The organism is Afipia sp. MLSD5-FHT05B12, from assembly GCF_058793355.1.
On record NZ_JBXAFS010000006.1, the window covers coordinates 168,606 to 188,116 of the forward strand.

14 protein-coding genes are annotated in these 19,511 nt (G+C 62.7%); 10 read left to right on the plus strand and 4 right to left on the minus strand.

What is annotated here, in order from left to right:
• Positions 1-4: 4 nt before the first annotated feature.
• From dxr to lpxB, 8 genes are all read left to right on the plus strand, one after another.
• Positions 5-1,228, plus strand: a complete 1,224-nt coding sequence (dxr, locus tag AC1Q6J_RS11030; protein WP_492279443.1) for a 1-deoxy-D-xylulose-5-phosphate reductoisomerase — start codon at positions 5-7, stop codon at positions 1,226-1,228.
• A gap of 209 nt (positions 1,229-1,437) precedes the next feature.
• On the plus strand, positions 1,438-2,586 hold the full coding sequence (rseP, locus tag AC1Q6J_RS11035) for an RIP metalloprotease RseP (RefSeq protein WP_492279360.1): 1,149 nt from the start codon (positions 1,438-1,440) through the stop codon (positions 2,584-2,586).
• Between the two features lie 172 nt (positions 2,587-2,758).
• On the plus strand, positions 2,759-5,269 hold the full coding sequence (gene bamA / locus AC1Q6J_RS11040) for an outer membrane protein assembly factor BamA (protein ID WP_492279361.1): 2,511 nt from the start codon (positions 2,759-2,761) through the stop codon (positions 5,267-5,269).
• Positions 5,270-5,413: 144 nt separating this feature from the next.
• Positions 5,414-6,499, plus strand: coding sequence for a UDP-3-O-(3-hydroxymyristoyl)glucosamine N-acyltransferase (gene lpxD / locus AC1Q6J_RS11045; protein WP_492279362.1), 1,086 nt, complete (start codon positions 5,414-5,416; stop codon positions 6,497-6,499).
• Positions 6,499-6,957 carry a 3-hydroxyacyl-ACP dehydratase FabZ gene (gene fabZ / locus AC1Q6J_RS11050; protein WP_006020730.1) on the plus strand — a complete coding sequence of 153 codons (459 nt, stop codon included), beginning with the start codon at positions 6,499-6,501 and terminating at the stop codon, positions 6,955-6,957. The genes lpxD and fabZ overlap by 1 nt, the downstream gene beginning before the upstream one ends.
• Before the next feature lie 149 nt (positions 6,958-7,106).
• Positions 7,107-7,937, plus strand: a complete 831-nt coding sequence (lpxA, locus tag AC1Q6J_RS11055; protein ID WP_492279363.1) for an acyl-ACP--UDP-N-acetylglucosamine O-acyltransferase — start codon at positions 7,107-7,109, stop codon at positions 7,935-7,937.
• A complete protein-coding gene (locus AC1Q6J_RS11060; protein ID WP_492279364.1) occupies positions 7,934-8,788 on the plus strand; it encodes an LpxI family protein in 855 nt (284 codons plus the stop codon). Before lpxA ends, AC1Q6J_RS11060 begins: the two co-directional genes overlap by 4 nt.
• Positions 8,785-9,960, plus strand: coding sequence for a lipid-A-disaccharide synthase (lpxB, locus tag AC1Q6J_RS11065; RefSeq protein ID WP_492279365.1), 1,176 nt, complete (start codon positions 8,785-8,787; stop codon positions 9,958-9,960). Before AC1Q6J_RS11060 ends, lpxB begins: the two co-directional genes overlap by 4 nt.
• 71 nt (positions 9,961-10,031) lie before the next feature.
• Here the strand turns inward: lpxB and gltA are convergent, their stop codons facing one another.
• Together gltA and gltX are read right to left on the minus strand one after the other, a co-directional pair.
• Positions 10,032-11,336: a citrate synthase gene (gltA, locus tag AC1Q6J_RS11070; RefSeq protein WP_492279366.1), complete on the minus strand. Its 1,305-nt coding sequence runs from the start codon at positions 11,334-11,336 to the stop codon at positions 10,032-10,034.
• 162 nt (positions 11,337-11,498) lie between these two features.
• Entirely contained in the window at positions 11,499-12,929 is a 1,431-nt protein-coding gene (gene gltX, locus AC1Q6J_RS11075) for a glutamate--tRNA ligase (protein WP_492279367.1), read from the minus strand.
• Positions 12,930-13,300: 371 nt separating this feature from the next.
• Here gltX and AC1Q6J_RS11080 point away from each other — a divergent pair, with 371 nt between their 5' ends.
• The gene (locus tag AC1Q6J_RS11080) at positions 13,301-14,974 is read left to right on the plus strand and encodes a glutamine--tRNA ligase/YqeY domain fusion protein (protein WP_492279368.1); all 1,674 of its coding nucleotides are present in this window, start codon (positions 13,301-13,303) and stop codon (positions 14,972-14,974) included.
• A gap of 89 nt (positions 14,975-15,063) precedes the next feature.
• Positions 15,064-17,373, plus strand: coding sequence for a ComEC/Rec2 family competence protein (locus tag AC1Q6J_RS11085; protein WP_492279369.1), 2,310 nt, complete (start codon positions 15,064-15,066; stop codon positions 17,371-17,373).
• A gap of 13 nt (positions 17,374-17,386) precedes the next feature.
• Here AC1Q6J_RS11085 and lexA read toward each other — a convergent pair whose 3' ends face one another.
• Both lexA and AC1Q6J_RS11095 read right to left on the minus strand, forming a co-directional pair.
• Positions 17,387-18,094: a transcriptional repressor LexA gene (gene lexA / locus AC1Q6J_RS11090; protein ID WP_492279370.1), complete on the minus strand. Its 708-nt coding sequence runs from the start codon at positions 18,092-18,094 to the stop codon at positions 17,387-17,389.
• A gap of 200 nt (positions 18,095-18,294) precedes the next feature.
• Positions 18,295-19,503 carry a molybdopterin molybdotransferase MoeA gene (locus tag AC1Q6J_RS11095; RefSeq protein WP_492279371.1) on the minus strand — a complete coding sequence of 403 codons (1,209 nt, stop codon included), beginning with the start codon at positions 19,501-19,503 and terminating at the stop codon, positions 18,295-18,297.
• Positions 19,504-19,511: the final 8 nt, after the last annotated feature.

The window sequence follows — 19,511 nt, forward strand, 5'->3', positions numbered from 1 at the left end:
TATGATGAACGCTGTTCCGTTGCGTAACAACAAGGCTGCGGCATCCGCCGTGAGGTCCATTACAGTGCTGGGCGCCACGGGTTCGATCGGCGACAGCACGATGGATCTGCTGCGGGCGTCGCCCGAGCGTTATCAGGTCGAGGCGCTGACCGCGAACGGCAACGTCGAGGGACTGGCCAAGCTCGCGAAGGAATTCAATGCGCGGTTTGTCGCCGTGGCCGATGCGTCGAAGCTCGGTGAATTGCGCGACGCTCTGGCTGGAACCGGCATTGCGTTTGGTGCGGGCGAGAGCGCCATCATCGAGGCGGCGGAACGTCCGGCCGATTGGGTGATGGCTGCGGTGAGCGGTGCGGCCGGACTGAAGCCTGCGCTGGCCGCAGCTGACCGCGGCGCCACGATTGCGCTCGCCAACAAGGAATGCCTCGTTTGCGCCGGTGACTTCTTCATGGATCGCGCCGCCAAGGCGGGCGCGTGCATTCTGCCGGCGGATTCGGAACACAACGCGCTGTTTCAGGCGCTCGCCTCCGGCAACCGCGAAGAGCTGGTTCGCGTCATCATCACGGCGTCGGGCGGCCCGTTCCGGACCTGGAAGGCCGCCGACATCGCGCAGGCGACGCTGGCGCAGGCGCTGAAGCATCCGAACTGGAGCATGGGCCAGAAGATCACCATCGATTCCGCGTCGATGATGAACAAGGGGCTGGAGGTCATCGAAGCCTCCTATCTGTTTGCTCTGTCGCCGGACGAGATCGACGTGTTGGTGCATCCTCAGTCCATCGTTCACGGCATGGTCGAATTCTCGGATTGCTCGGTCATGGCGCAGCTCGGAACGCCCGACATGCGCACGCCGATCGCGCATTGCCTCGGCTGGCCGGATCGCATCGCCGGACGTGCCGCGACGCTGGATCTTGCCAAAATCGGCTCGCTCACGTTCGAGGCACCTGATTACGAGCGGTTCCCCGGACTGAAACTTGCCTATGACGCGCTGCGTACCGGCAATGGTGCGACCACCGTCTACAATGCGGCAAACGAGGTCGCTGTGGCGGCGTTCGTCGCGCAGAGAATCCGGTTCGGCGGGATTGCGCAACTGGTCGAAGCCACCCTGAACAACTGGGTGAGGGCAGGGAATCTCGCGCCGCTGACGTCGGCCGATGACGCGATTTCCGTTGACCATGATGCACGAAATAGTGCTGCCGCCCTCTTGCCTCAAATTGCCTTAAAGGCATCGTAGTGCGGTAGTTCGCAAATCCGCATAATGCCCGCTGTAATATCATTTGCGGATTTGCGAACTAAAACCGCACTAGAATCATAAGGTTACTAGTGTCCCTTTAATTCCGAAGTTCGTTTGAGCATGCGCGGGAAAACGGTACGAACTTCGGAATTGGGACACTAGGTGCGTTGGGGACCGGGCCGGACGGCCCAGAGGCGAGGGATTGGGTTGTGGATTTTTTCTTGAATGGTTTCAACACGTTGAGTCACGGTCTGATCGGCTACATCATCCCCTTTCTGTTTGTCCTGACCATCGTTGTTTTCTTCCACGAGCTCGGTCATTTCCTCGTCGCCCGCTGGGCCGGGGTGAAGGTCTTAACATTCTCGCTTGGCTTCGGGCCGGAACTGTTCGGCTTCAACGACCGCCACGGCACGCGCTGGAAGCTGTCGGCGATTCCGCTCGGCGGCTACGTCAAGTTCTTCGGCGATGAGTCCGAGGCCAGCACGCCGTCCGCCGACACGCTCCAGACCATGACGGCCGAAGAGCGCAAGGTCAGTTTCCATCACAAGAAGGTCGGGCCGCGCGCTGCCATTGTGGCCGCGGGTCCGATTGCGAATTTCCTGCTGGCGATTGTCATTTTCGCGGCTCTCTTCACGTTCTTCGGCAAGCCGAGCCAGACCGCCCGCGTCGATTCCATCCAGGAAAACAGCGCTGCCGCCGCGGCCGGCTTCAAGCCCGGCGACATCGTGACCGCGATCAACGGCGACGCGATCGAAAGCTTCACCGACATGCAGCGTCTGGTGAGCACCAAGGCGGGCACGCCGCTGGTCTTCACCGTGAAGCGCGGCGACGAGGTCGTGAAGCTGACCGGAACGCCCCAGCTTCGCGAAATCAAGGACACCTTCGGCAACGTCCACCGGGTCGGAATTCTCGGAATCACCCGTGCCACGGGTCCCGGCGATACCGTCACCAAACCAGTGAATCCCGCGACCGCTGTTTGGCTGGGCATCAAGGAGACCTGGTTCGTGGTTGACCGGACCGTGGCCTATATTGGCGGAATCTTCACCGGCCGTGAGAATGCGGATCAGGTCGGTGGTCCGATCCGGATCGCCCAGATATCCGGTCAGGTCGCCACCATCGGTCTGGCGGCGCTGATTCACCTTGCTGCGGTTCTTTCGGTCTCGATCGGCCTTCTCAACCTGTTTCCGGTCCCGTTGCTCGATGGTGGACACCTTTTGTTCTATGCCGTCGAAGCGGTGCGGGGAAAGCCCCTGTCGGAGCGGTCGCAGGAGCTGGGTTTCCGTGTCGGACTGGCCCTCGTGCTGATGCTGATGATCTTCGCGACCTACAATGACATCCTGCATTTGGCCGCGTCCTGATTGCGGCTTTTTTACAGGCGTGGCCGATCAGCAACGTCTTGTTGGGAAATTGGAATTGTCTTGCGAAAGGTCGTTTGCCCGTTAGGCAAAATTGGCTACAAGCAGTGCAATATTTGGGGAATCTCCCGGCCCGGAAACGGACCGGCTTTGGAATGACAAGGGCGCCTGGCGCATGATGGTTGGATTGCGAGTGCTACGGGGTGGTTTGACCGCTGCCCTGATCATGGTTGCTTTGCCGGTCGTCGCGGTTGCGACGGCTTCGCTCGTATCGTCGCAGGCTGTGGCCCAGACAGCGGCTTCCATTGGCGTGGAAGGGAACCGCCGGATCGAAGCAGACACCATTCGTTCGTATTTCAAGCCGGGTCCCGGCGGGCGCCTCGACAGCGCGCGTATCGACGACGGCCTGAAGGCCCTGATCGAGACCGGCCTGTTCCAGGACGTGAAAATCAACCAGGCCGGCGGCCGGTTGGTCGTCGTCGTTGTCGAAAACCCCGTCATTGGCCGCGTCGCCTTCGAAGGCAACAAGAAGGTCAAGGACGAGCAGCTTCAAGCCGAAGTGCAATCCAAGGCACGCGGAACCCTGTCGCGGGCGATGGTTCAGTCCGACACCGCGCGCATCACCGAAATCTATCGCCGCAACGGCCGTTACGACGTCAGGGTCGAGCCTAAGATCATCGAGCAGCCGAACAATCGCGTGGATCTCGTGTTCGAGGTCACCGAAGGCGCGAAGACCGGCGTGAAATCGATCGATTTCGTCGGCAATCAGGCTTATTCGGGCTATCGTCTGAGGGACGTGATCAAGACTCGCGAAACCAACTTCCTCAGCTTCCTCGGCTCCGCAGACACTTACGACCCGGACCGCATCGAGGCCGACCGCGATATCCTGCGGAGGTTCTACCTCAAGAACGGCTACGCCGACGTTCAGATCGTCGCCGCGCTGACCGAGTACGATCCGGAGCGCAAGGGCTTCCTCGTCACCTTCAAGATCGAGGAAGGCCAGCAGTACCGTGTCGGTTCTGTCGACTTCCAGTCCAGCATCGCCTCGCTCGACGGCAATTCATTCCGCAGCCTCTCGCGCGTCAGCGTCGGCTCGGTCTACAACGCCGAAGCCGTTGAAAAGTCAGTTGAGGAAATGACGATCGAAGCGTCGCGTCGCGGCTACGCTTTCGCGTCGGTGAAGCCGCGCGGCGACCGCAATTTCGAGGCGCATACCGTGTCGATCGTGTTCGCGATCGACGAAGGCCCGCGCGTCTACATCGAGCGAATCAATGTCCGCGGCAACACGCGAACTCGCGACTACGTTATCCGCCGCGAATTCGATATTTCGGAAGGCGACGCATACAACCGTGCGCTGGTCGATCGCGCCGAGCGCCGCCTCAAGAATCTCGACTACTTCAAGACCGTCAAGGTCAACTCCGAGCCAGGCTCGTCATCCGACCGCGTGGTGCTGAACGTCGATCTCGAAGAGAAATCGACCGGCGACTTCTCGGTGTCCGGCGGCTATTCGACCGCGGACGGCTTCCTCGGCGAGGTCAGCGTCTCGGAGCGCAACCTGCTGGGCCGCGGCCTGTATGCGAAGGCGTCCGTGCAATACGGCCAGCGCACGCAGGGCTATCAGCTGTCGTTCGTCGAACCTTATCTGCTGGGCTACCGAGTCGCGCTGGGCCTCGACTTCTATCAGCGCAAGCAGCTCGCTTCGAACTACGTGTCTTATGATTCGAAATCGATCGGCTTCAGCCCGCGCCTCGGCTTCCAGCTGCGCGAAGATTTGAATCTGCAACTGCGCTATTCGATCTCGCGGCAGGAAATCACGCTGCCGGCGTATCTGACGAACTGTAATAACTTCCCCGGCGCGGCATATTATCCGACGCCTGCGTACCTTAACGCTGGTGGATCGGTAACCAATCCCAGCGGGGGCGCCGACTTCTCCGCTACCAACAACTGTTTTGCAGACGGCGAAGCTTCGGTCGCTGTGAAGCAGGGACTTGCCAAGGGGGCCGTCGTAACTTCGGCGCTGGGTTACACGCTGGCCTACAACACGCTCGACAACAACAAGGAGCCTACCAGCGGTATCCTTGCGACGCTGAATCAGGACTTTGCGGGCGTTGGCGGCGATGTGAGCTACCTGAAGACGGTTGGCGACGTGAAGCTTTACACGCCGATCGTGTCTGACATTGTTGGTGTGCTGCGCTTGCAGGGCGGTGTTTTGACCGACACCGGCAAGGGCATCCGCATGCTCGATCACTTCCAGATGGGTCCGAATCTCGTCCGCGGCTTCGCGCCGGTCGGCATCGGTCCGCGCGATATCACGGTCGGCACGTACAACGACGCTCTTGGTGGCACCAAGTACTGGGGCGCTTCGGCTGAATTGCAAATGCCGTTCTGGTTCCTGCCCAAGGAAATCGGTCTGAAGGGTGCGGTCTATGCTGACGCCGGCTCGCTGTTCGACTATCAGGGAGCGACCTCCCTTGTGGGCTCGTGTAACGGCTCTGCTCTGCAGAACGCGCAAAATCAGTGCCTGACCGTCGGCGGCGACAACGGCTTGATCCGTACCTCGGTCGGTGTCGGTCTGATCTGGCAGTCGCCTTTCGGACCGCTGCGCTTCGATTATGCGATCCCGCTGACCAAGGGTGCAAACGACCGGACTCAGGAATTCCGGTTCGGTGGCGGCACGTCATTCTGAGCTCTTAACGAGCTCGCACTTCGAAATAGCGGGTTCCAGCCATCCGGTTGGGACCCGCTCGACTGTTTTGTTGCAGGCATTTTCCTTCTGCGGTCCGGAGTTCGAGTCGCGGGAAAGTGCATTTCCCTGACCGCGGCGGATCGAATGACGCAGAGGACATTCTTTAAACGTCCTTCACCAGTGACGCTGGCAGACCTTGCCGCGTTGACCGGAGCCCAGCTGGCCGATGAATCGCGTGCCGGGAGGGTCATTGCGGGAGTGGCGTCACTGGATCGGGCGGGGCCCGGTCATCTGACGTTCTGCGAAAACAAGAAATACACCGCTCAGCTTGAGCAGACGCACGCTGGCGCCTGTCTGGTAAACGAGCGGCTGGAGGGCCGCGTTCCCCCGCATGTCGCGGTTCTGCGCGTCGCGGAGCCCTATAAGGCCTTTGTCGCGGCCATGCGCGCCCTCTATCCCGGTACGTTGCGGCCCACGTCGTGGTTCGACAACAGCGGGGTCGCGGCGGGCGCCGTGGTGCATCCATCGGCGTATCTCGAGGACGATGTCATCGTCGATCCGCTGGCGGTGATCGGACCGGACGTCGAAATCGGGTCGGGGACCGTGATCGGGTCAGGCGCGGTGATCGGGGCGGGTGTCCGGATCGGCCGGGATTGCAATATCGGCGCGAACGCGTCGGTTCTGTGTGCGCTGATCGGGAACGAGGTCATCATCCATCCCGGCTGCCGGATCGGCCAGGATGGATTCGGATACCTGATGGGTGCGAAGGGACATCTGAAGGTGCCGCAGGCCGGGCGGGTCATCATCCAGCACGGGGTCGAGATCGGCGCGGGCTGCACCATCGACCGGGGCGCGCTCAATGACACCGTTATCGGCGAGGGCAGCAAGATCGACAACCTCGTCCAGATCGGCCACAACGTCGTCATCGGCCGCAACTGTGTCGTGGTCAGCCAGAGCGGGATCGCCGGCAGCTCGACGCTGGGTGACGGCGTGGTCCTTGCCGCGCGCATCGGCGTGAGCGATCACGCCACCATCGGCGACGGCGCGCAGATCGCGGCACGAAGCAGCGTCGTCGGCGAAGTGCCGCCTGGCGCGCGCTGGGGCGGGTCACCGGCCAAGCCGATCAAGCAGTTCTTCCGCGAACTGTTCGAGGTGGAGCGTCTCGGCCGGGAAGGCACCGCGAAGTTGAAATCGAAGCCGTCCGGTTCGGGCGACGGGGAACAGACATAATGGACGAGCAGGCACCAATCACCATCGAGGCCGTGGACATCGGGCAGATCCTGAAGACGCTGCCGCACCGCTATCCCATGCTGCTGATCGACCGGGTGATCGACATCCGCAAGGACTTCAGCGGCATCGGCATCAAGAACGTGTCGGTCAACGAACCGGTATTTCAGGGACATTTCCCGAACCGTCCGATTTTTCCGGGCGTACTGATGATCGAAGGCATGGCGCAGACCGCTGGCGTGATCGGCATGCTGTCGACGGAGACGAACCGGCCGACGGCGGTGTATTTCCTGACTATCGACAAGTGCAAGTTTCGCAAGCCGACGGGCCCCGGCGACATCATCCACTATCATATGAAGCTGGTCACGCGGCGGCGGGACATGTGGTGGTTTCACGGCGACGCCAAGGTCAACGGTGAGATCGTCGCGCAGGCCGACGTCGGTGCGATGCTGGCCGACTGACGTGCCTTGTCATCATGCGTAACAATTCATGACCACGATCGCGCCATCTTTCATCCGGGATGGCGGATCGGGTTCGTTATAAAAGTGTCGTATCGTCTGCGCGGTCCGGTTTTCGGCTGAGCGAAAGGGTTGCAGACAAGAGGGGGCTGATGAGCAAGATCGATCCAACGGCGCGAATTGAGGACGGAGCCGTGATCGGCGACGGCGTCTCGATCGGGCCTTACTGCATCGTGGGATCGAACGTGACGATCGGCCCGGACTGCAAGCTGCATGCTCATGTCAACATCGGCGGCCACACGACTCTTGGCGCCGGCTGCACGGTGTTTCCGTTCGCATCGCTCGGCGGGGCGCCGCAGGATCTGGGCTACCGCGATGAGCCGACAACGCTCGATATCGGCGAGGGCTGTATCATCCGCGAAAGCGTGACCATGAATGTCGGCACGGTCAAAGGTGGCGGCAAGACGCGCGTCGGCAAGCGCGGCTTCTTCATGGCGTATTCGCATATCGGCCACGACTGCATTGTCGGCGACAATGTGATCTTTGCCAACAGCGCGACCCTGGGCGGCCATTGCGAGATCGGCGATTTCGTTTATTTCGGCGGCCTGTCGGCAGCCCATCAATTTGTCCGGATCGGACATCAGGCCATGATCGGCGGCGTTTCCGGATTGAGGCACGATGTCATTCCATACGGACTTGCGAGCGGCCAGTTCGCGCATCTTGAAGGCATGAATGTCGTCGGCATGCGCCGCCGTGGCTTCACACACTCGCGCCTGAAGGTGGTGCGCGACTTCTACCAGCAGCTGTTTCATGGCGGCGGCATCTTCGCGGAGCGGCTTGAGGCGTTACGGCCGATGGGAAATGCCGATCCTGCTATCTCGGAAATTTTGACCTTTATCGATGAAGGGGACAAGCGCCCGCTCTGCATGGCGCACAATAACCCGAACAAACCCTCCGAGCGCGCTCACCTCGAACAGCGATGATGACAGCTCCCGCATTGTCTTCGACAGTTGGCATCGTTGCGGGAAGCGGAGTGCTGCCGTTTTCGGTCGCGGAGTTGCTGCGGGCGCGGGGGATCGCACCGTTCCTGTTCGCAATCCGCGGCTTTTGCGACCCCGAGCGTGTCGCGCAATATCCCCATCACTGGGTCGCGCTCGGTCAGGTCGGCCGGCTGACGCGGCTGATGCGCTCCGAGGGATGCCGCGACATCGTCTTCATCGGCGGCCTGGTCAGGCCCGCGCTGTCCGAGATCCGTCTCGACTGGGGCACGCTGCGGGCCATCCCGGCGATAGCGGCGGCGCTGCGCGGCGGTGACGATCATCTGCTGACGGGTGTCAGCCGCATCTTCGAGCGCCATGGAATTCGTGTCGTCGGCATCAAGGATGTTGCGCCCGAGCTGCTGATGCCGGAAGGCAGCCTCACACGCCGCACACCCGATGCCGAGGCCATCGCGGACATCGCCAAGGGGCGTGAACTGATGCGGGCGATCAGCCCCTTCGACGTCGGCCAGGGCGTGGTCGTGATCGACGGCCATGTTGTTGCTGTGGAAGACATCGAGGGCACCGACGGACTTCTGGCACGGGTGATGCGACTACGCGCCGAGAAAAGAATCCGGGCAAGGCCGGGCCGCGGCGTGCTGGTCAAAACGCCCAAGGCGCAACAGGATTTACGTTTCGATCTTCCGACACTTGGTCCCAGGACCATTGAGGGTGCGATTGCCGCCGGGTTGGCTGGCATTGGTATTGTCGCCGGGCACACGCTTGTCGCCGAGGCAGATGTGATGACCGCGAAGGCCGATCAGGCCGGACTCTTCATCACGGGATTGCCGCTGTGAGCGCGGGCGAGAGTGATGCGCGCAGGTCCCCGACGGTTTTCCTGATCGCGGCTGAGGAATCAGGCGACCGGCTCGGCTCGGGCCTGATCAAGGCTTTGCGCGCACGGCTTGGACCGGCGGCGAAGATCGTCGGGGTGGGCGGCCGCCACATGGCCGAGCAGGGCGTGCCATCGTTGTTTCCCACCGATGAGTTGTCGATCATCGGTCTTGCGGCGATTCCGAAGCGCCTTCCCATGATCCTGCGGCGTATTCGCGAGACGGCGAACGAGATACTGAAGCAGCGGCCTGACGTTCTGGTTATCATCGACAGCCCGGATTTCACCCATCGCGTCGCCCGGCGTGTCCGGGCCCGCGATCCATCGATCCCGATTGTCGATTACGTGTCGCCGACGGTTTGGGTCTGGCGGCCGGGACGTGCGCGGAAGATGCGTGCCTATGTCGACCGGCTTCTGGCCGTTCTGCCATTCGAGCCTGAAGTCCATCGCAAGCTGGGTGGTCCGCCGTGTATCTATGTCGGCCACCCTTTGCTGGATGAACTCGATACGTTGCGGCCGGATACGGGGGAACTGGCGCGCCGGTCAGCCGCGCCGCCGCTGCTTCTGGTGCTGCCCGGAAGCCGCCGCAGCGAGATCAAACGTAACATGGCGATCTTCGGCGACACGCTGCGCCTGTTGCGCGCGCAGGGCATCGCGTTCGAGCCGGTGCTGCCGACGGTGCCTGGGTTGCTGGAGAGCGTCCGCGCCGCTGCTGCGGATTGGCCAGTGCAACCACGGATCGTCGTCAGCGACAGCGAGAAGAAGGCTGCATTCAGAAGCGCGCGCGCAGCGCTGGCGAAGTCGGGGACCGTGACGCTCGAACTGGCGCTGTCCGGTGTGCCCATGGTGACGGCCTATCGGGTTACCGAAATCGAGGCCTTCATCGCGCGGCGCGTGATCCAGACCTCGTCGATCATTCTGGCGAATCTTATTCTCGGCGAGAATGTGATTCCGGAATTCCTGCAACAGGATTTCACGGCGGAGAATCTTGCGCCTGCTTTGCGGGATGTTCTTGAAGACACTCCGGCGCGGCAACGGCAACTGGATGCGTTCGCCCGGCTGGAAGAGATCATGTTCACGGGCGGCAAGCGGCCCAGCGAACTCGCGGCGGACAACGTCATCGCGATGCTGCGCTGATATCTCGCGATCGCTGCAACGAAAAAGGCCGGTGCGATGCACCGGCCTTTTTGCTGAGAATAACGCCGCGCTTACTTGCGCTTGTCGATCCCGACATAATCGCGGGACGTCGCGCCGGAATAGAGCTGGCGCGGACGGCCGATCTTCTGCTGCGGATCCTGGATCATCTCGCTCCACTGGCTGATCCAGCCGACCGTGCGTGCGACCGCGAACAGCACGGTGAACATCGAGGTCGGGAAGCCCATCGCCTTCAGGGTAATGCCTGAATAGAAATCGACGTTCGGATAAAGCTTGCGCTGGATGAAGTATTCGTCGCTCAGCGCGATCTTCTCGAGTTCCATGGCGACGTGGAGCAGCGGGTCGTTCTGGTGGCCGGTTTCCGCCAGCACCTTGTGACACATCTGCTGCATGATCTTCGCGCGCGGATCGTAATTCTTGTAGACGCGGTGGCCGAAGCCCATCAGGCGGACGGTGCTGTTCTTGTCCTTCACCTTGGCGATGAACTCGGGAATCTTGTCGACGGTGCCGATCTCGGCCAGCATTTGCAATGCTGCTTCGTTGGCGCCACCATGGGCAGGTCCCCACAGGCAGGCGATGCCGGCGGCGATGCAGGCGAACGGATTGGCGCCCGACGAGCCGGCGATGCGCACCGTGGATGTCGATGCGTTCTGCTCGTGGTCGGCGTGAAGGATGAAGATCTTGTCCAGCGCTTCCGCCATCACTGGATTTACCTTGTAATCCTCGCACGGCACCGCGAAGCACATGCGCAGGAAATTCGAAGCGAAATCGAGCGAGTTCTTCGGATACACGAAGGGCTGACCGATGTTGTACTTGAAGGCCATCGCAGCCAGCGTCGGGATCTTTGCGATCATCCGTATCGACGCGACCATCCGCTGGTGCGGATCGTTGATATCGGTCGAGTCGTGATAGAATGCGGCGAGTGCGCCGACCGAGGCCACCATGACGGCCATCGGGTGAGCGTCGCGGCGGAAGCCCTGGAAGAAGCGAGCGACCTGCTCATGCACCATCGTATGATTGGTCACGCGGTTGTCGAAATCTTCCTTCTGGGCCTTGGTCGGCAGTTCGCCGTACAGCAGCAGGTAGCAGGTTTCGAGGAAATCGCCCTTCTCGGCGAGCTGTTCGATCGGATAGCCGCGGTACAGCAAGATACCTTCGTCGCCATCGATGTAGGTGATTTTGGATTCACAGCTGCCCGTTGATGTGAAGCCCGGGTCATACGTGAACATCCCGGTCTGGGCGTAGAGCTTGCTGATGTCGATGACATCAGGTCCGACAGTGCCGGACAAAACCGGGAAATCGACGGTCTTCCCTTCGACCGTCAGCGTTGCTTTTTTGGTGTTGGTCTTTGCATCCATCGTGAAGTCCCCGGTAGGTGTTGCTCAGGGCGAGTGACGCTTACGGCCATATGGGGACATAAGCGCTTTATTCCAGAAGTGTGGCCCGAATGGGTAGCTTATTGCTGTGTGCGCTGCAAGATAGGTAGGCTGCACCCAAAGTTTGGGCAGCGTTGCGCTCGGCTACCGGGGGCCGGAAGCCTGATCCTGCAGGCGTTCCAGGCAGGTTTGCCGCCCGAGCACGGCCAAAACGTCGAAAATCCCGGGGGAGGTGGTCCGCCCGGTCAAGGCGACACGTAACGGCTGTGCGATCGCCCCGAGTTTGAGGTTCTTTGCTTCGGCAAAGGTTCGCATGGCGGTCTCGGCGGTCTCGGCGGTCCAGGGATTGACGGCTTCCAGGGCAGAGCGAAGTTCCCCGATCAGTTTTCGCGTCTCGGGCGTGAGTACGGCTACGGCCTTGGGCTCCATCTGGAGCGGGCGGTCGGCAAAGATAAAATTGGAACTCTCGACCAGCTCGAGGAGGGTCTTGGCGCGCTCTTTCAGGCCGGGCATGGCGGCCAGCAATTGGGCGCGGGTCGTGTCGTTCAGCTTGGCCTGGATGGCCGCGCCCTCGGAACTGAACTGGAGCACGTCCTCGAAGCTCGCCAGCAGCGCCTTGTCGTCGGCGTTGCGAATGTAATGGCCGTTGAGATTTTCGAGCTTAGCAAAATCGAACCGCGCAGCGGAGCGTCCGATGGCCGGCAAGTCGAATTCCCGGATCATCTCCTCGGTCGAGAAGATTTCCTGATCGCCGTGGCTCCAGCCGAGCCGCACCAGATAGTTCCGCAGCGCCTCCGGCAGATACCCCTTGGCGCGATAAGCATCGACGCCTAGCGCGCCATGCCGTTTGGAAAGTTTCGAGCCGTCGGGACCGTGGATCAGTGGAATGTGAGCCATCACCGGAACGGTCCAGCCGAGCGCGTCATAGATATGCTTCTGCCGCGCCGCGTTGATCAGATGGTCGTCGCCGCGAATGACATGGGTCACGCCCATGTCGTGATCGTCCACGACCACGGCGAGCATGTAGGTCGGGTTACCATCCGAGCGCAGCAGCACGAGGTCGTCGAGATTCTCGTTCTGCCAGACCACGCGGCCCTGAACCTGATCCTCGATCACTGTTTCGCCGGTCTGAGGCGCACGGAGCCGGATGACAGGCTTGGCGCCGGCTGGCGCCTCGGAGGGATCGCGGTCACGCCAGCGGCCGTCGTAACGGATCGCGCGGCCCTCGGCCTTGGCGGCCTCGCGCATCTGCGTCAGTTCGTCAGCCGTCGCGTAGCACCGGTAGGCCTTGCCTTCGGCGAGCAACTGCTCGGCGACTTCACGATGCCGCGCGGCGCGGGTGAACTGATAGACCGTTTCGTCATCCCATTCGATACCGAGCCATTTCAGCCCGTCGAGGATGGCCTCGATGGCGGCGTCGGTTGAACGCTCGCGGTCGGTATCCTCAATCCTCAGCAGCATCTTGCCGCCGCGCTTGCGCGCATACAGCCAGTTGAACAGCGCGGTGCGCGCGCCGCCGATATGGAGGAAGCCGGTCGGGGACGGCGCAAAGCGGGTAACGACAGTTTCAGTCATTTCAGGCGGTTCGATCGATCTCTGGAGCGGTTATCGGCGGGCGTTTATCACAACAAATGCACACTGTCTCAGCACGAATTACAGGGAATTAAGACGCTTCCCGGTGCCCGGACGCGGGCCTCGCCAGCGTAAAACCCCGGTCCGGCGGGCGCCGGGCAGCCCTTGGCGCGGCCTCCCGGATTTGGCACATAGGGCCAATGTCCTGAATCCGAAGTTCGCCTCATTTCGCGGCATCTTCCGTAGCGAACGTCGGATTCAAAAGGACATTGGAATTTATGATTCCAGGGTGGCTTCTGTTCGCAAGTCCGCAAAGGACGTGCTGCGAAATGATGCGGACTTGCGAACCGCCACACTGGCTTGAAAGGGTACCAATGACTGACGAATCGCCTTCGGCCGCGGGCCGCGACTTCATCCGCGATATTGTTGCCGAGGACCTGGCTTCGGGGCGGGAGAAAGGCGTGGTGACCCGCTTTCCGCCAGAGCCCAACGGGTACCTGCATCTTGGCCATGCCAAATCGATCTGCCTGAACTTCGGCATCGCCGAGGAGTTCGGCGGGCGCTGCCATCTGCGGTTCGACGACACCAATCCGACCAAGGAAGAACAGGAATATATCAACGCGATTGAACGCGATGTGCGCTGGCTCGGCTTCGACTGGGGCGAGCATCTTCATTTTGCATCGGACTATTTCGAGCAGCTCTATGCCTGGGCGCAGCATCTGATCCGCGCCGGCAAGGCCTATGTCGACGACCAGACGCAGGAGGAGATCCGGCTGACTCGCGGAACCCTGACCGAGCCCGGACAGAACAGCCCGTTCCGCGACCGCCCGGTGGAGGAAAATCTCGACCTGTTCACCCGCATGCGCGCGGGTGAATTCCCGAACGGCGCGCGCGTGCTGCGTGCGAAAATCGATATGACATCGGGCAACATCAATCTGCGCGATCCGGTGCTGTATCGCATTCTGCACGCGCATCATCCGCGCACGGGCGACGCGTGGAGCATCTATCCGAGCTACGATTTCGCGCACGGCCAGTCCGACGCGATCGAGCACATCACGCATTCGATCTGCACGCTGGAATTCGAGGATCACCGTCCGCTCTACGATTGGTGTCTTGAAAACCTGCCGGTGCCGTCGCGTCCGCATCAGTATGAGTTTGCCCGGCTCAACGTGACCTACACGCTGCTGTCCAAGCGCGTGCTCACCGAGCTTGTGCGCGGCGGTCACGTGTCCGGCTGGGACGACCCGCGCATGCCGACACTTGCGGGTTTGCAGCGGCGCGGCATTCCGGCGGAAGCACTGCGCGAATTCGTCAAACGCATAGGCGTTGCCAAATCCAACAGCACCGTCGATCTCGGCATGTTCGATTTCGTGGTGCGCGAGGTGCTGAACAAGACCGCGCCGCGGCGCATGGCCGTACTCAATCCGCTCAAGGTGGTGATCGAGAACTATCCCGAAGGGCAGAGTGAGGCGCTCGAAGCCGTCAACCATCCCGATGACCCGTCGCAGGGAACACGGCAGATTCCGTTCGGCCGCGAACTCTACATCGAACGCGACGATTTCATGGAGGAGCCGCCGAAGAAGTTCTTCCGCATGGCGCCGGGCCGCGAAGTGCGGCTGCGCTACGGCTATTTCATCACCTGCCGCGATGTCATCAAGAACGCGGCGGGGGAGGTCGTTGAACTGCGCTGCACCTACGATCCGGCAACCAAAGGCGGCAACGCGCCTGATGGACGCAAGGTGAAGGCGACGATCCACTGGGTGAGCGCGGCGGAAGCGGTGCCGGCGGAAGTGCGGCTTTACAATCTGCTGTTCACGACACCGCAGCCGGAGGCTGCGAACTTCGCCGCGCAGATCAATCCGCAGTCGCTCGAAACCGTCACCGGGATGCTGGAGCCCGCGCTGGCGAGCGACAACTTCGATGGCGCGATGCAGTTCGAGCGGCAGGGATACTTCTGCCGTGACAAGGACTCGGCGCCGGGCAAACTGGTCTTCAACCGCACCGTCGGATTGCGCGATACCTGGGCCAAGGTCTCGGCCGGGGGCTGATAGCAAGAGTCTTGCATATTCCGTATCCGTTCCGCTGTTCAGCCTGATCGCTTCCGCTAGCATCACCGAAGCGATGCCGGAGCGGCGCGATGGCGGGCGGGGGCGAGGACCGGGAGCGATCCCAAGAGAGATCCCAAGGCCGGGCGGGGCGTGCCATCGGCCGAGCTGTTGCTTGGCCGCCGCGCAGCGCCGTGCGCGCCGGGATCCCAGATATCACCGACGGTCTAGCGGCGTTTCTGACCGGGAAGCTCCGGAACTGGGTCGCCGCGGAAGCCGGACCGGGCCGGTTGCTGCCATGGGTGCCGGTCGCGTTCGGCGCGGGGATTGCGATCTATTTCGCGGCAGACCGCGAGCCTGTCGCATCGGTTACCGCTGCGACGGCATTTGCGCTCTGTGCCGCGGCATTCGTCGCGCGGCGCAGCCGCGTCTTTCCCTTGATGGTGATGCTGGCCGCGCTGGCGGCAGGATTCGCGGCAGCCACGCTGAAGACCGCGCGTGTCGCCCATGGCGTGCTGGCGCGCCCGATGTTCTCGGTGACGATGAAGGGTTTCGTCGAGACCCGTGACGAGCGCGAACGCACTGACCGCTTCGTACTGCGGGTCGAGGAGATGGAGTCTCCGCGTGGCGGGATCAAGCTCGAGCGTGTGCGGCTGTCGGTTAAAAAGGGGACCGCGCCTGCGGTCGGCAGCTTCGTCGAACTGAAGGCGCGGCTGTTGCCGCCGCTCTCGCCGCTGCGTCCGGGAAGCTACGACTTCGGACGCGACATGTACTTTCAGGGCATCGGGGCGTCAGGATTCGCGATGGGGGCGATCAAGACCGTCGAGGCTCCGCGCGGTGGCGGCACGTATCTGCGTTATGCCGCCACGATGCAGGGCATGCGCGATGCCATCGACGCGCGGATTCGCAGCGTAGTCAGCGGAGACAACCGCGCCATTGCGACGGCGCTGCTGACGGGGCGGCGCGACGCGATTTCCGCGCCGGTCAACGATGCGATGTTCATTTCCGGGCTTGGCCACGTGCTGTCGATCTCCGGCTATCACATGGCGGTGGTGGCAGGCGTGGTGTTTTTCGCGGTGCGCGCGCTGCTTGCGCTGTTTCCCGCGCTCACCGTGACGTTTCCGATCAAGAAATGGTCGGCGGTCGCGGCGCTGCTCGCCGCGGCGTTCTATCTGTTGCTGTCGGGCGCGGAGGTCGCCACGCAGCGCTCGTTCTTCATGACGGCAGTGGTGCTGATCGCGGTGATGGTCGACCGGCGCGCGATTACGTTTCGCACACTCGCGGTCGCGGCGATGATCGTGCTGCTGATCGCACCGGAAGCATTGGTCCACCCGAGTTTCCAGATGTCGTTCGCTGCGACGCTGGGTCTCGTGACGCTGATCCAGATAGGCATGCCGAACCTGTTCGCCTCGCCCGACAACTCGCGGGTGGCGCGCGCGGCGCTGTGGGGTGGGCGTGAGATCATCATGCTGGCGCTGGCGTCGCTGGTGGCCGGATTCGCGACCATGCCGTATGCGGCGTTTCATTTTCATCGCGTGACGCCTTATGGCGTGCTGGCCAATCTCGCGGCGATGCCGGTGGTCTCGGTGCTGGTGATGCCGGCTGGACTTCTCGGACTGCTCGCTATGCCGTTTGGCTTCGACGGCGTGTTCTGGCGGCTGATGGATGTCGGCATCGGCTGGATGGTTGCGGTGTCGCAGTGGGTCGCGGCGCTGCCCGGCGCCATCGGCCAGATCGCAGCCTTCGGCACCGGCCCATTGGCTTTGATGAGCGCGGGCATCATTGCGCTCGGTTTGTTGCGGACGCCATTGCGATGGGCGGGAGCAGGGCTCATTGCATTCGCAACGATCTGGGCGCTGACCACGCCGCAGCCGGATATCCTTGTGGCAGGAGACGGTCACACCGTCGCCGTGCGAGGGAAGGACGGCAAGCTGCGTCTGATGCGCACCGGAAAGGATGTGTTCCTGTCGCGCGAATGGCTCTCAGCCGACGCTGACATGCGCAAGGCAACCGACGCGTCGCTGACCGATGGCGTCTCGTGCGACGCATCCGGATGCGTGGTGCAGGCTGCGGATGGATCGACCGTTGCGCTGACCCTGAAACCGGAAGGATTCATGGACGACTGCGCGCGGGCTGCCGTCATCGTGACGCTGCGGCAGCCGCCGGCTGACTGCGCGGCCATGGTGCTGGATCAGGAGATGCTTGGCAGGCGAGGGACGCTTGCCTTACGCAAAACCACCGAGGGTCACGCGATCACAGCCAACCGTCCGCGCGGCGTGGATCGTCCGTGGTCGCCGGCGAATGTGGAGAATGAGCTTGAAGCACCCGCTGGCCGGCCAAACCGTCCGGCGCAGCCCGTTGATGCCACACCGGCGGAAAGCGATCTCCGGCCGGATGATTGATTTTGAGACGAACTCAGTATTTGCGAACAAGCCCGATCAGCTTGCCCTGAATCCGCACACGGTTGGGCGGCAGGATACGAACCTCGTAGGCCGCGTTGGCAGGCTCCAGCGCGATGGACGCGCCGCGTCGCCGGAAGCGCTTCAAGGTGGCTTCTTCCTCGTCGATCAGCGCGACCACGATGTCGCCGGTGTCGGCGGTCTCGTTGCGCTGGATCAGCACGGTGTCGCCGTCGAGAATGCCGGCTTCCACCATGGAGTCGCCACGCACCTCAAGGGCGTAATGTTCGCCGGACCCGAGCATGTCGGGCGGCACGTTGATGGTGTGGCTGCGGGTCTGCAACGCTTCGATCGGCGTACCTGCCGCGATCCGGCCCATGACCGGCACGGAGACCGGGAAGCTGGCATCTTCGTCGGGACCGCCGGAAGTGTTCGTGCGGACCTTTCCGAGGTTGCCTTCGATGACGCTCGGAGTGAAGCCGCGGCGGGCGCCGCCTGGATTGACGCCGAGTTCGGGAAGTTTGATGACCTCGATCGCGCGGGCGCGATTGGCGAGCCTGCGGATGAAGCCGCGCTCTTCAAGCGCGGTGATGAGCCGGTGGATGCCGGATTTCGACCGCAGGTCCAGCGCATCCTTCATTTCGTCGAAGGAGGGTGGAACACCAGCTTCCTTGAGCCGCTCGTTGATGAAGCGCAGAAGCTCGTACTGTTTGCGTGTCAGCATCTGAATAGGTCCCCGATCCCTAGAAGCTCGAGTTTGAGCCGAAGCCGCGCCTCTCTGGATCCCCACTGCGAAAGAATGGAAGGGGACACTCAGGAGTTGCGAGTCACTCGAAACAAATCATGAACGAACACTATCTGTTCCATATGTGTTCCGCAACCCCTTAATTTCACGTCAACGAACGGCGATTGGAAACGCGATTGTCAGTTTGGCAGCCGGAGGATCGTGCAGGGCGAGCCGGCAGGAGCGGCTGGGGCATGCGGCGGCCGGACGATCAGCGCGTTGGCCGCGGCGAGATTCGCAACCAGCGAACTGTCCTGGGCGCCCACCGAGGTGGCGACGGGCATGCCGTCGCCGCCGGGTGCGAGCCGCGCCCGCAGGTAGTCCTGCCGCTTGTCGTTGGCGGGCAGTTCGCGCCCAAGCAGGGCATGTTCGAGCGGATGGTCGACCATCGTTCGCCCCGAGAGGGAACGGATCAGCGGTACCAGAAACAGGAAGGCGCAGACGTAAGACGACACCGGATTTCCCGGCAGACCGAGTACACGCATCGCCCCCAGCCGCCCGTTCATCATCGGCTTGCCGGGACGGAGCGCAATCTTCCAGAAGGCCATGTCGAAGCCCTCGGCTTTCAGCGCGGCCTGAACCAGATCGTGGTCGCCGACCGACGCGCCGCCAGTGGTGATGAGGACATCCGCGCCGAGATCGCGGGCGCGCCGAATCCCGCCGGAGGTGTCTTCGAGCGTGTCGCGCGCGATGCCGAGTTCAGCCACATCGGCGCCTTCGCTGCGCGCCAGCGCCGCCAGTGCGAAGACGTTGCTGTGGACGATCTGTCCGGGGCCGGGCGTCGTGCCCGGAGGAACCAGTTCGTCGCCGGTGGCGAGGATTGCGATTTTCGGACGGCGATGCACCGGCAATCGTGGATGGTTCATGGCGGCCGCCAGCGCCAGCGCGCGGTCATTGAGCAGGGTGCCGCGCGGTAACAGCACGTCGCCTTCGCGGAAATCGATGCCGGCGGGGCGGATGTTTCTTCCCGTCGTGATGGTCTCGTTGACGATCACAATGTCGCCGTCGCGTGTGGTGTCTTCCTGAATGACGACGGCATCCACACCGCCGGGAATGACACCGCCGGTGAAGATGCGCGCGGCTTGTCCGGCGCCGATGGTTTGATTGAAGGGCCGGCCGGCGGCGACTTCGCCGATCACCTTCAGCCGTGCCCCCGGCGCGGCATCCGCTGCGCGGACCGCGTATCCATCCATCGCCGACAGCGCGACGGGCGGCTGGGTGCGGAGCGCCGCGACGTCGCGGGACAGCGTGCGATGAAAGGCGTCGTTGAGTTCGACCGTTTCCTCGGGAAGGGCGCCGGCGTCCTTGAGGACGGCGGCATAGGCCTCGGCGACGGGCATCAGCGCCATCGGACGCT

Coding starts and splice junctions, on each gene's coding strand:
- dxr (WP_492279443.1), top strand. CDS start 5: ATGAACGCTGTTCCGTTGCGTAACAACAAGGCTGCGGCATCCGCCGTG.
- bamA (WP_492279361.1), top strand. CDS start 2,759: ATGATGGTTGGATTGCGAGTGCTACGGGGTGGTTTGACCGCTGCCCTG.
- lpxD (WP_492279362.1), top strand. CDS start 5,414: ATGACGCAGAGGACATTCTTTAAACGTCCTTCACCAGTGACGCTGGCA.
- fabZ (WP_006020730.1), top strand. CDS start 6,499: ATGGACGAGCAGGCACCAATCACCATCGAGGCCGTGGACATCGGGCAG.
- lpxA (WP_492279363.1), top strand. CDS start 7,107: ATGAGCAAGATCGATCCAACGGCGCGAATTGAGGACGGAGCCGTGATC.
- AC1Q6J_RS11060 (WP_492279364.1), top strand. CDS start 7,934: ATGATGACAGCTCCCGCATTGTCTTCGACAGTTGGCATCGTTGCGGGA.
- gltA (WP_492279366.1), bottom strand. CDS start 11,336: ATGGATGCAAAGACCAACACCAAAAAAGCAACGCTGACGGTCGAAGGG.
- gltX (WP_492279367.1), bottom strand. CDS start 12,929: ATGACTGAAACTGTCGTTACCCGCTTTGCGCCGTCCCCGACCGGCTTC.
- AC1Q6J_RS11080 (WP_492279368.1), top strand. CDS start 13,301: ATGACTGACGAATCGCCTTCGGCCGCGGGCCGCGACTTCATCCGCGAT.
- AC1Q6J_RS11085 (WP_492279369.1), top strand. CDS start 15,064: ATGGCGGGCGGGGGCGAGGACCGGGAGCGATCCCAAGAGAGATCCCAA.
- lexA (WP_492279370.1), bottom strand. CDS start 18,094: ATGCTGACACGCAAACAGTACGAGCTTCTGCGCTTCATCAACGAGCGG.
- AC1Q6J_RS11095 (WP_492279371.1), bottom strand. CDS start 19,503: ATGGCGCTGATGCCCGTCGCCGAGGCCTATGCCGCCGTCCTCAAGGAC.